The organism is Streptomyces sp. NPDC059009, assembly GCF_042740175.1.
In the GTDB taxonomy this organism is placed as follows: domain Bacteria; phylum Actinomycetota; class Actinomycetes; order Streptomycetales; family Streptomycetaceae; genus Streptomyces.
The window spans coordinates 153,952-165,504 of the sequence record NZ_JBHYJB010000020.1; the positions used below are offsets into that span (position 1 = coordinate 153,952).

At 72.2% G+C, this 11,553-nt stretch carries 9 protein-coding genes; 5 read left to right on the forward strand and 4 right to left on the reverse strand.

Annotated elements, in window-relative coordinates; translation table 11 throughout:
* Nucleotides 1-21: 21 nt before the first annotated feature.
* Both ACFWYM_RS21260 and ACFWYM_RS21265 read right to left on the reverse strand, forming a co-directional pair.
* Nucleotides 22-1,374, reverse strand: a complete 1,353-nt coding sequence (locus ACFWYM_RS21260; RefSeq protein ID WP_384839177.1) for a hypothetical protein — start codon at nucleotides 1,372-1,374, stop codon at nucleotides 22-24.
* A 14-nt stretch (nucleotides 1,375-1,388) separates the two neighbouring features.
* Nucleotides 1,389-2,987, reverse strand: coding sequence for a tetratricopeptide repeat protein (locus ACFWYM_RS21265; RefSeq protein ID WP_384839180.1), 1,599 nt, complete (start codon nucleotides 2,985-2,987; stop codon nucleotides 1,389-1,391).
* A gap of 98 nt (nucleotides 2,988-3,085) precedes the next feature.
* Here ACFWYM_RS21265 and ACFWYM_RS21270 point away from each other — a divergent pair, with 98 nt between their 5' ends.
* Complete coding sequence (locus tag ACFWYM_RS21270) at nucleotides 3,086-4,456, forward strand: FAD-binding oxidoreductase (RefSeq protein ID WP_384839182.1); 1,371 nt, start codon at nucleotides 3,086-3,088, stop codon at nucleotides 4,454-4,456.
* 40 nt (nucleotides 4,457-4,496) lie between these two features.
* On the opposite strand, the gene ACFWYM_RS21275 is transcribed toward ACFWYM_RS21270, so the two are convergent.
* Nucleotides 4,497-4,967 carry an SsgA family sporulation/cell division regulator gene (locus ACFWYM_RS21275; protein ID WP_384839185.1) on the reverse strand — a complete coding sequence of 157 codons (471 nt, stop codon included), beginning with the start codon at nucleotides 4,965-4,967 and terminating at the stop codon, nucleotides 4,497-4,499.
* Nucleotides 4,968-5,234: 267 nt separating this feature from the next.
* On the opposite strand from ACFWYM_RS21275, the gene ACFWYM_RS21280 reads away from it, so the two are divergent.
* Nucleotides 5,235-6,821, forward strand: coding sequence for an RDD family protein (locus ACFWYM_RS21280; protein ID WP_384839188.1), 1,587 nt, complete (start codon nucleotides 5,235-5,237; stop codon nucleotides 6,819-6,821).
* A gap of 154 nt (nucleotides 6,822-6,975) precedes the next feature.
* Nucleotides 6,976-7,704 (forward strand): RDD family protein, encoded by a 729-nt coding sequence (locus ACFWYM_RS21285; RefSeq protein ID WP_384839191.1) that lies wholly within the window; start codon nucleotides 6,976-6,978, stop codon nucleotides 7,702-7,704.
* A gap of 39 nt (nucleotides 7,705-7,743) precedes the next feature.
* Here ACFWYM_RS21285 and ACFWYM_RS21290 read toward each other — a convergent pair whose 3' ends face one another.
* Nucleotides 7,744-8,076: a hypothetical protein gene (locus tag ACFWYM_RS21290; RefSeq protein WP_384839193.1), complete on the reverse strand. Its 333-nt coding sequence runs from the start codon at nucleotides 8,074-8,076 to the stop codon at nucleotides 7,744-7,746.
* 498 nt (nucleotides 8,077-8,574) lie between these two features.
* On the opposite strand from ACFWYM_RS21290, the gene ACFWYM_RS21295 reads away from it, so the two are divergent.
* Both ACFWYM_RS21295 and ACFWYM_RS21300 read left to right on the forward strand, forming a co-directional pair.
* Nucleotides 8,575-10,995 carry an immune inhibitor A domain-containing protein gene (locus tag ACFWYM_RS21295; RefSeq protein ID WP_384839196.1) on the forward strand — a complete coding sequence of 807 codons (2,421 nt, stop codon included), beginning with the start codon at nucleotides 8,575-8,577 and terminating at the stop codon, nucleotides 10,993-10,995.
* Nucleotides 10,996-11,142: 147 nt separating this feature from the next.
* The gene (locus ACFWYM_RS21300; protein ID WP_384839199.1) at nucleotides 11,143-11,457 is read left to right on the forward strand and encodes a hypothetical protein; all 315 of its coding nucleotides are present in this window, start codon (nucleotides 11,143-11,145) and stop codon (nucleotides 11,455-11,457) included.
* Nucleotides 11,458-11,553 lie beyond the last annotated feature (96 nt).

Below are 11,553 nucleotides of genomic sequence, written 5' to 3' on the forward strand. Positions count from 1 at the left end.
GCCCGGCAGCGTGCACGGCCCTCACGCCCCGTCCGTCCCCTCCAGCGAGGCGAGCGCCCGCCGCGCCGCAGGGGCCCGCAGCGGCGAGAAGTGCGGGTTGAGACGGAGCGCCTCACGCAGATGTCCGCGGGCCGCGTCCCGCATCCCGAGCGCCCGCTCGATCTCACCGCGGTGATACGCGAACTCGGCGCGCCGCCACCCCAGTCGACCGGCCTCGCGGGCGTACGAAAGCCCCTCCTGCGACCGTCCCGCCCGATGCAGCGCCCAGCCCAGGGCGTCCGCGACCAGGACGCTCCTGCGCCGCTGCCACTCGCGCTCCAGGTGCCGCACGGCGTCGGCGGGGCGGCCGTGGTCCGCCTCGAAGAGGCCGAGGGTGAGGTCGTCGCCCGCCCCGTTCGCCTCGAACAGCGCCGCCTCGGCGCGCAGCACGTCGTACTGCCGCCGCGCCTCGCCCTTCTTCCCCAGGGACTCCTCCAACTCGCCCCGCTCCAGGACGTATTCGGGCAGCGGCACGCGCTCGGTGAGCCTGCGGTGGTCGGCGAGGGCGCCGCCGGTGTCGCCGAGCGCGGCGCGGGCCTTCGCGCGTCCCGCGAGCGCCGGGTGCGCGTCCGGGTCGGCCCGCAGCGCCTCCTCGTACCGGGCGAGGGCGGCGCGCGCGTCCCCGCGCTCCCACTCCAGCTCGCCCAGGCGGTGCAGGCAGAAGGACCGCTCGGCGGGCACGGTGGCGTCGTCGAGGGCCCGCCGCAGCGCGGCCGCCGCCTCCTCGGTGCGGCCCTGCATCTCCAGTTCGTACCCGGCCCGGGCGAAGGCGGGCAGGGCGGGCTTCAGGTCGAGCAGCCGCTGCACGGCGGCCGTCGCCTTCCCGTACGCGCCGAGCTGTGTGTACGTGTCGACGAGCACCGGGTAGACCGGCCACCGCTCCGGCGCGGCCCGGCGCGCCCGCTCGCCCCAGACGCGGGCGGCGGCGAAGTCGTGCCGGGCGTTGGCGAGAGCGCCCATGCCGATCAGCGCGTCCAGGTTCCCGCTGGGCCGCGCCGCCAGCGAACGCTCGAGCGCGCGCTGGGCCTTCGGGTAGTACGAGGGGTCGGCGCCCCGGCGGGCCTGCTCCACGTAGGCGGTGGCGAGGGCGGACCAGGACGCGGCGTCGGCCGGGTGGCCGCGCAGCCACTTCTGCCGGGCCGCGATCGCGGCGCCCAGGTCGCCGGGCGCCGCGGCCTGGGCGCCCCGCGGCGGGGGAGCGGGCCGAAGAGCGCCGTCCGGGCCGAGCGCGAGCAGCCCCGCGACGGCGCCGCCGACCACGACCGCCCCGGCGACCCCCGTGGCGACGACACGTCGCAGAGCCCCCCGCTCACCCACGGCCCTCACGGCCCTCATCGCCCTCAGCCCCCTCAGCGCCGCTTCGACGGCTTCGACGTCTTCGGCGCCGTGCCCCGCGGCTTCGTGCCCGAGCCTGAACCGGAGGGGGAGGAGCCCGAGTAGCGGGGGCGCGGCGGCGCCGGCGGGTACACCTGCTCCGGGCCGCCCTCCGGGGGCTCGCCCAGCGAGTCCAGGGCTCCCTTCGCCGCCTTGGCGCCGAGCGGCGAGAAGTACGGGTTGATGCGCAGCGCCTCCCCGATGTGCCGCCGCGCGGCCCCGTACGTCCCCAACTCCCGCTCGATCTCGCCCCGGTGATACGCGAACTGGGCGCTGCGCGGACCCTTCTCGTGCGCCTTCTTCGCGTACTCCAGGGCCTCCTCGTCGTCGCCCGCCCGGTGCAGCGCCCAGCCGAGGGCGTCCGCGCTCTGCGGGCTGCCGTGCCGCTTCCACTCCGTCTCCAGGCGGCGCACCGCCTCGTCCGGGTCGCCGTGGTCGGCCTCGAAGAGGCCGAGGATCCGCTCGTCGTTGACGCCGCCCGTGGACTCCTGCCGCACCCGGGCGCGCAGCGCGTCGTACTGGGCGCGGGCCGCCGGGAGCAGGTTCAGGGACTCGTACAACTCGCCCAGTTCCAGCGCGTATTGGGGCTCGGCCCGCTGGGCGAGGGCCGCCTGGTAGGCGCTCAGGGCCTCGCCGGAGCGGCCGAGCGCCGCGAGGGCGCGGCCCTTCCCGGCGAGCGCCGGGTGGTGGTCGGGGTCGGCGGCGAGCGCGGCGCCGTAGTAGCGCAGCGCCTCCACCGGCTCCCCGCGCTCCCAGGCCAGCTCCCCGACCCGGTACAGGCACGCCGCCTTCTGCGCGGGCGCCTCGGCGAGCGCCGCCGCGTCGGTGAGTGCGGCGCCGGCGTCCTCGCGCCAGCCCCGGTCCTGGTAGACCCGCCCGGCCGTCATCAACGCCGGTGCCCCGCCGCCCAGTTGCTGCAGGCTCTCCAGCGCCCTGCCCACGCCCTTGGTGTCGCCGAGCCCCCGGTAGGCGTCGATGAGCACCGGGTACGTCGTCCACCGCTTCGGGGCCTGCATCGTCGCGAGCTCGCCCCACTTCTTCGCGGCGCGGAAGTCGTGGCGGGCGTTGGCGAGGGCCGCGAGCCCGGTGAGGGCCTCCACGTTGCCGGCGCCGTCGTCGGGGCGTGCCTTCATCGACGTGCGCAGGGCCTGCTCGGCCTTCGGATAGGACGCCACGTCACCGGTGCGCAGGCCCCGCTCCACGTACGCCGAGCCGAGCACCGCCCAGGACTGCTCGTCGCCGGGGTGGGCCCGCAGATGGGCCTCGCGCTCCCCGATGAGCGCGGTCAGGTCGGGCAGCGCGGCCGGGGCGCCCGCGCCCACGGCGGCCATCGCGCGCCCGGCGGGACCGAGCGCGGGCGGGGCCGCCTTCCCGCTGCCGTCGGGCAGCAGCACGACCACGCCGCCGAGCACCAGGCACCCGGTGACGGAGGCGATGAGCGCGCGCCGCAGGGCGGGGGAGCGGCGGCGGGGCCCAGTGGGGGCGAGGGCGCTGTCGGTGAGGGCGGTGGTGGCGAGGGGTGGCTCCGGCGCGAGCGCGGCCGGGCGCGCGGATGCGTCCTTCTCGGTCTCCATGGCGCTCACTGTGCGTCAATACGAAGAGCACATCCGGGCTTGTGGTCGGTCGTCGCCCATGGGTTCACACCGATGGCCCCGAGTGGAAGGCTGTGATCATGAGCCGCACCCTCATCGAACTGCTCCGTGAGGGACTGCCCGCGGAGGCCGTCCTCACGGACCCGGACGTCACATCCTCGTACGGGAACGACATGGCGAGCTTCTGCGCGGCGGGCACCCCCGCCGTCGTGGTCCTGCCGCGCACCGTCGAGCAGGTCCAGCACGTCATGCGCACCGCCACCGAGCTGCGCGTCCCGGTCGTCCCACAGGGGGCCCGCACGGGCCTGTCGGGCGCCGCGAACGCGAGCGACGGCTGCGTCGTGCTGTCCCTGATCAAGATGGACCGGATCCTGGAGATCAACACCGTCGACCGGATCGCGATCGTCGAGCCGGGCGTGGTCAACGCCACGCTGTCGCGCGCCGTGAACGAGAAGGGCCTCTACTACCCACCGGACCCGTCGAGTTGGGAGACCTGCACGATCGGCGGGAACATCGGCACGGCCTCCGGCGGCCTGTGCTGTGTGAAGTACGGAGTGACGGCGGAGTACGTGCTCGGACTCGATGTCGTCCTCGCCGACGGGCGGCTGCTCAGCACCGGGCGGCGCACCGCGAAGGGCGTCGCGGGCTACGACCTGACGCGCCTGTTCGTCGGCTCGGAGGGCAGCCTCGGCGTGGTCGTCCGCGCCACCCTCGCGCTCAAGCCGGTACCGCCCCAACAGCTGGTCCTGGCGGCCGAGTTCGCCTCGACGGAGGCGGCCTGCGACGCCGTGTGCAGGATCATGGAGGGCGGGCATGTCCCGTCGCTCCTCGAACTCATGGACCGTACGACGGTGAAGGCCGTCAACTCCCTGGCGAACATGGGCCTTCCGGAGACCACCGAGGCCCTCCTGCTCGCCGCCTTCGACACCCTCGACCCCGCCGCCGACCTGGCCGCGGTCGGCGCCCTGTGCGAGGCCGCGGGCGCCACCCAGGTGGTCCCCGCCGACGATGCCGCCGAGTCCGAACTCCTCCTCCAGGCACGCCGGTTGGCGCTCACCGCCCTCGAAGCGGTCAAGGGCACCACGATGATCGACGACGTGTGCGTCCCGCGCTCCCGCCTGGCCGACATGCTCACCGGCGTCGAGCGCATCGCCGAGAAGTACGGGCTCACCATCGGGGTCTGCGCACACGCGGGCGACGGCAACACCCATCCGACCGTCTGCTTCGACGCGGCAGACCCCGACGAGTCCCGGCGCGCCCGCGAGTCCTTCGACGAGATCATGGCCCTCGGCCTGGAGCTCGGCGGCACCATCACCGGCGAGCACGGCGTCGGGGTCCTGAAGAAGGAGTGGCTGGCACGCGAGATCGGCCCGGTGGGAGTGGAGATGCAGCGCGCCATCAAGGCCGCGTTCGACCCGCACTCACTCCTCAACCCGGGCAAGCTCTTCTGAGAATCCTGAGGTTCGTCTCCCACCCCCGTGGCAGCGTTGCTCACTCACCGTCCGACTCGTCCGACGGCCACGGGTCGCGCAGCCACAGGTCGTCGGCCGGGGTGGGGGCGAGCAGCTCGGCGAGGCCGTCGTCGATGCCGAGCTGCTCGGCCTCAGAGCCCGGAGGGACCACCCGCAGCGTGCGCTCGAGCCAGGCGGACACGGCCGCGGCCGGGGCCTCCAGGAGGGCGTCGCCGTCGGGCGAGCTGAGCGCCATCAGGACGACGCTGCGCCCCTCGACCTTGGTCGGCCAGACCCGGACGTCGCCGTGGCCGCACGGCCGGAACACCCCCTCCACGAGCAGTTCACGGGCGAACGTCCAGTTGACCGGGTGCTCGGAGCCGATGTGAAAGGCGATGTGGACGGCGTACGGGTCGTCGGTGCGGTAGGTGAGGCGGGCCGGGACAGGGATGCTGCGCTCGGGCGACAGGACCAGTTTCAGCTCGAGTTCGCGTTCCACCACGCTGTGCATGATGTGTGCTTCCTTTCGGTGTGCGGGGCCCACTGGAGCGGGCCCGTACCGATGGAGAGCGCGAGGAGCGTCGGGCATTACGCGAGTCCGCGAAAGTTTTTCGTACGGGTTTCACAGAGGCCCTCGCACGGCACCCGGTCGCGGTGAACCGGTGCGGGAACGGTGCCCGGATAGTGGTCCGTACGACCGGAGCCACCCGGGCGGACGCGTACGTCTGATAGATGTGGAGCCCCTATAAGACCCCCGAGCAGATACGGGACGACGGACATGAGCGCCCCAACTCCGGCCCCCGGCGAGGACAGGCCCCGCGAAGGCTATTACCCAGACCCGTCCATTCCCGGATATGTCCGGTACTGGAACGGTGGTGCCTGGGTGCCCGGTACGAGCCGTCCGGCGCCCTCCGACGGCGAGCTGCTGCCGCCGCCCCCCGGTGCGTCAACTTCGGGGCCGCCCGCGGCGGAGGAGACGGGGCCGCACTTCTTCGACGAGGAGCCGGTGGCGCGGTCCACCCCGGACGTCGCTCCCGAGTCCGCCCCCGAGGCCGCGTCCGCGCCGGAGTCCGACGCCGCAGCCGCCGACGCCCGGCACGGCAGCAAGCCGGAGCCCGCGTCGGCCTGGCAGGCGGACGCGTCCCGGCAGTCCGGGCTCGGCAGGGAGCAGGAGCAGCAGCGGGTGTCGTGGGGCGCGGCACCGGGCCAGGACCCGCGCGTGGCGAACGCACCCCAGTCCACGGGGCCGCAACCGGCGGACCCGCAGCCGACGGGGCCGAAGCCCGCCCAGGCGCTGCCCGCCGAGCCGAGGAGCGCCCCCGAGGCGGACGGCCCCGGCACGGTCGCGATCCGCGCGCTCCGGCCCGGCGGCAACAAGCAGGGCGGCAACAAGCCCGGCTCCGCCAAGCCCGGCGAGCCCGGCGGGTCCGGTGGGTCCGCACCCGCCGCGGGCAAGCCGAACGCGCCCGCGGTGCCGCCCGTCGGCGAGGGCACCGTCACCTTCCGCCGCCCCTCGGGACCGGTGCGCCCCGCGCAGTCCACCGACGCCGCGGCCGCCGCCGGGGGCGCCGAGGGCACCATGGCGATCCGGGCCCTGCGCCCCAAGCGCTCCGCCGCCCAGCAGGCGCCGCCCCAGCAGCCCTCCGTACCGCAGCAGCCCGCCGCCCCCGAGCCGGTCGCCTCGCCGGTGACCTCGGGCCCCGGCGGCGGCTCGCCCTCGTGGGCGCAGCAGGTGCACCAGCTCGCACAGCCCCCGGCCCCGCAGCAACAGCAGCCCCCGCAGCAGCAGTTGGCGCCGGGCGCCCAGGGCGATGGCCAGCCCGTCGTGCCGTGGAAGCCGGTGGCCAACGACCCGTTCCTGGCCGCCGCGCAGGCCCAGGCGTCGGAGCGGCCCGCCGGGCTCGGCAAGCGGCTGGTGGCCCGGCTCATCGACACGGTCGTCCTGCTGGCGGTCACCGGAGCCGCCGCGTTCCCGCTCGCCACCAAGGCGACGGACCACATCAACGACAAGATCGACGCCGCGAAGCTCTCCGGAGAGAAGTCCACGGTCTGGCTGCTCGACGGCACGACGGCGGGCTACCTCGGCATCGTCCTCGGGGTCCTGCTCGTCTTCGGCGTCCTCTACGAGGCGCTGCCCACGGCCAAGTGGGGCCGCACCCTCGGCAAGAAGCTCCTAGGCGTCCGGGTGCGCGACCTGGAGGAGCACGAGGCGCCCTCCTTCGGGGCCGCGCTGCGCCGCTGGCTGGTGTACAGCGTGCCGGGCGTGCTCGTGGTGGGCGTCGTGGGCGTGCTCTGGTGCGTCTTCGACAGGCCGTGGCGCCAGTGCTGGCACGACAAGGCGGCGCGGACGTTCGTGGCGGGCTAGGACCTGTCGACGGCGGACGGGGCTGATCAAGCCCGTCCGGCGTTTGAGGACGAGCCACGGCGAAGCCGGCGATACGAGGGCCACCACGTCGGGCGGTAACCCGTACAGCCCCCCGCCGGGTGCGCCGAGCACCACCGCGCGGTGCACTCGGCGCATGAGTACCGAACCGCCGCAGTTCCCGTCCCCGCCCCCGGACGACAACGACCCCTTCAAGAAGCAGCCGCCCCCGTCATCCCCCCAGGGCGGCGGCTCTCCCTACGACGCCCCGCCGCCCGGCGACGGCTCCCCGTACGGCAGCCCGCCTCCCGGCGGCGGTGGCCCCGGTGGCACCCCGCCCCCGCCGCCCCCGTCCTACGGTGGCGGCCCCTACGGCTCGGGTGATCCCTACGGCAGCCCCGGCGGTCCCGGCGGCTACGGCGCCGACCCGCTCGCGGGCATGCCCCCGCTGGCCGACAGCGGCAAGCGCGTCCTCGCCCGCCTCGTCGACATGATCCTCGTCGGCATCGTGGTCGGGCTGCTGTCCTGGGCCTTCGGCACCAACGAGTACGACATCGACCCGGACAAGGTCGAGTACGGCAAGTCCTTCGGGCAGTCGCTCCTCGCCGCGGTGCTCTACATCGCGTACGACAGCTTCATGATCTCCAGGACGGGCCAGACGCTCGGCAAGAAGTGGCTGGGGATGCGGGTCGCGAACCTCAACGACGGTGCGACGCCGACCCTGCAGACCGCCCTGGTGCGCTCCGCCGTCCTCTGGCTGCCGTTCGCGTTCTGCTGCGCCTGCATCTGGACCGCGATCAGCGGTGGCTGGAGCTTCTTCGACAAGCCCTACAAACAGGGTCTGCACGACAAGGCCGCCAAGACGGTGGTGGTCAGCACCACCTGAACTCCCTTGCGGCGGCGGCACATCCGGCGGGCTCGTGATTCACGGGCCCGCCGGTTCGTGTACGGGGGCGGCGTGCGCGGAGGCGACCGGGGTGCGCTGCCCGGGCACGGTGGCGGTGAGGGGCTCCGGGGCGGCGGCGACAGGGACCGCGGGCGCGGCGGCGGCCGTCCGGTCCGCCTTGGGCAGGGGCACGGTCATGGCCACCAACAGGCCGAGCCCGAGGGCGGCAATGGTGATCACCGCGACACCCACCCCTGAACTCGTCTGGGAGAGCAGGAGCATGGCGAGGGTGGAGAAGACGACCGTGATGCTGCCGTAGGTGAGCTGGGCGGCGGTCGGACGAGGCGCGGGACGAGGTGCGGGACGAGGCATGACGTGACCCTTCCTCGGGACAGCTGATGCGGAGGTATTCAGGAGGTATACGCGAGGCATATAAGGGGTGCTGTATGCGAATCAAAGGCCGCTGGGCGTAGACGACTTGGAACTGTCGCCTTACGCTGAAGCGCGCCGTCGATTCACTCTATTCCGCTGCATGCCCCACGGGAACGTCTGGTAAGCGTGACCTAACCCACGGTGCCGGAGCATGGGGGGCGCACAGGATCATTATGTCCAGAGAGTGGACGGTGGGGCGCACCCGTTCAACTGACCGGCGCTGTATGGGCGTTCGGACTTCGGCAAGTCGGGGTAGCGCGTTCGCATAGCGGACTTCCGCGTCTGCATAGTGCAGTTGGCCTGTCCAAGTCAAGGTCTGTCTTTTCTTCCGTATCTCCGGTCGAATGTCGTCACTTGTGACGCGTATTCGCGCGCGGACCTCCTCCGACCGGGACCACGGTCCGCCACTCGCGCGGGCGCGGGGGAGGACAGCATCAAGTGACAGGCAACAGACGGACGTTCAGAGCCACCGCGGTGGTCGTGGCGATGGCCGCGGCCACCGCCACGTTCTCCGCGTATGCCGCGGCGGAGGACGGCGCCGCCCCGGGCCGGGCCGCCGCCCCGGCCGTGGACCGGCAGGACCCGGCGCGCGCCAAGGCCCAGGTCGACCACGACCTCGACGGCCCCTTCAGCAAGCAGCAGGCACAGCAGCGCAAGGCGGCGCTCCAGCAGGTGGTCGCCGGTGACGCGAAGGTGCAGAAGAAGGGGGGCTCGCAGGTCGTCAAGCTGGACGACAAGAAATACGTCGAGCTCGGCCGGGAGAAGACGGACAAGATCTTCACGATCCTGGTGGAGTTCGGGGACAAGGTCGACGACACGACCATGTACGACCCGGACGGCCCCGAGGGTCCGGAGAAGCCCGTCAAGAAGTACGGGGGCAAGCCGGGCCCGGCGCACAACAAGATAGCCCAGCCGGACCGTGCGAAGGACAACAGCACGGCCTGGCAGAAGGACTACAACCAACAGCACTTCCAGGACCTGTACTTCGGCAAGGGCAAGGACAAGAAGGGCAAGCCCAAGCACTCGCTGAAGACCTACTACGAGAAGACCTCCTCGGGCCGCTACTCGGTCGACGGCGAGGTCTCCGACTGGGTCAAGGTCGACTGGAACGAGGGCCGTTACGGCTCCAACTACTGCGGCGACACCAACTGCCCGAACGTCTGGGACGCGGTCAAGGACGGCGTGACCGCCTGGGCCAAGGACCAGAAGGCCAAGGGCCGTACCGACGAGCAGATCAAGACGGACCTCGCCAAGTACGACCAGTGGGACCGCTACGACTTCGACGGCGACGGCAACTTCAACGAGCCGGACGGCTACATCGACCACTTCCAGATCGTCCACGCGGGCGAGGACGAGTCGGCCGGCGGCGGCGCCGAGGGTGAGAACGCCCTGTGGGCGCACCGCTGGTACGCGTACGGCAACGACGCGGGCAAGACCGGCCCGGCGGACAACAAGGCCGGCGGCACCCAGATAGGCGACACCGGGATCTGGGTCGGCGACTACACGATGCAGCCGGAGAACGGCGGCCTCGGCGTCTTCGCCCACGAGTACGGCCACGACCTGGGCCTCCCGGACCTCTACGACACGACGGGCAAGGCCGAGAACTCGGTCGGCTTCTGGTCGTTGATGTCGGCGGGCTCCTGGCTCGGCACCGGCAAGAACGCGATCGGTGACCTGCCCGGCGACATGACCGCCTGGGACAAGTTCCAGCTCGGCTGGCTCGACTACGCCAAGGCGAAGGCGGCCACGACGTCCGAACACAAGCTGGGCGTCTCGGAGTACAACACCCGCCACCGCCAGGCGCTCGTCGTCGAACTGCCGAAGAAGCCCGTCACCACCACCGTCGTGAAGCCCGCCGAGGGCGCCAAGCAGTGGTGGAGCGACCAGGGCGACGACCTGAAGAACACCCTCACCCGCTCAGTCGACCTCACCGGCAAGTCCAAGGCCGAGCTCTCGCTGCAGGGTTGGTGGGACATCGAGGCCAACTACGACTTCCTCTACACCGAGGTGTCGACGGACGGCGGCGCCAACTGGGAGCCGATCGACGGCACGGCGGACGGCAAGCCGATCACGCGCGACGCCGGCGACAAGCCCGCTCTGACGGGCGCTTCGAAGGCGTACAAGAAGCTGGCCTTCCCGCTCGACGCCTACGCGGGCAAGAAGATCGACCTGCGCTTCCGCTACGCCACGGACGGCGGCGCGGGCGGCAAGGGCTTCGCGGCCGACGCCCTGACGGTCACCGCGGACGGCACCAAGCTCTTCGAGGACGGCGCCGAGGGCGACGACAACGGCTGGACGGCGAAGGGCTTCTCGCGCATCGGTGAGTCCTTCACCAAGAGCTACGCGCAGTACTACCTCGCCGAGAACCGCCAGTACGTGTCGTACGACAAGACCCTTGAGGTCGGCCCGTACAACTTCGGCTTCTCGAAGTCCCGTCCGGACTGGGTGGAGCACTACCCGTACCAGACCGGCCTGTTGGTCTGGCAGTGGGACACCTCGCAGAAGGACAACAACGTCAGCCAGCACCCCGGCCAGGGCCTGATCCTCCCGGTGGACGCGCACGCGGCCCCGCTGAAGTGGAAGGACGGCACGCTCCTGCGCAACAAGATCCAGCCGTTCGACGCTCCGTTCAGCAAGTACGCCACGGACGCGTTCACGCTCCACAACGCGGACGTCGCGCTGAAGATCAAGTCCCAGAAGGGCGTCTCGACCTTCGACGACCACAAGGGCAGCTACTGGTCGAAGGAGAACCCCACGGGAAGCGTGAAGGTCACTGACACCAACACTCAGATCAAGATCATCAAGCAGCCGAAGGATGGCTCGACGATCACGGTCCAGGTGGGCCCGTCGGTGAAGTAATCACCATCTCTGCAGGTCAGAGCGCAATCGGCCGTCGCCCTCTAGCGGGCGGCGGCCGATCGTGTTTAGGTGCTGGCTGTGGATTTCTTATTGACGCGGGGCTCACACGGGGGCCTCGCGCGCTGTCTCACGGGGGTGTGACGAACCATGTCCGCAGGAGGTTTCAGCAAGCTGCCGAACGGCAGCGTGGTGGTGGCCCTGACCCTGCCGAGCCCGTCTCCGACGGGGGGCTCGGTGCGGGTGATCGTGCATGCGGTGAACCGCGCGCGGGCGCTGACGAGGCTGCGCAATCTGGGTCTGCGGGCGGTGTACCTCCGGGGGAACGCGGAGCCGCCCACTCCGGATGAGATCTCGGCGGTGCTGTACCACCCGGACGGGTTGATATGGCGGACGGCGCGGGATGCCGACACGGAGCTCTGGCACCCGATCCGGGCGCTCGTGCCGTCGTCTGTGCGGGGGTAAGCCTCCCGGCCGGGCAACCGCCCTGGGGCACCCGTTATCGCCGCTGACGCGGCTAGTCCTCAATCGCCGGACGGGCTAGAGATAGCCCGTCCGGCG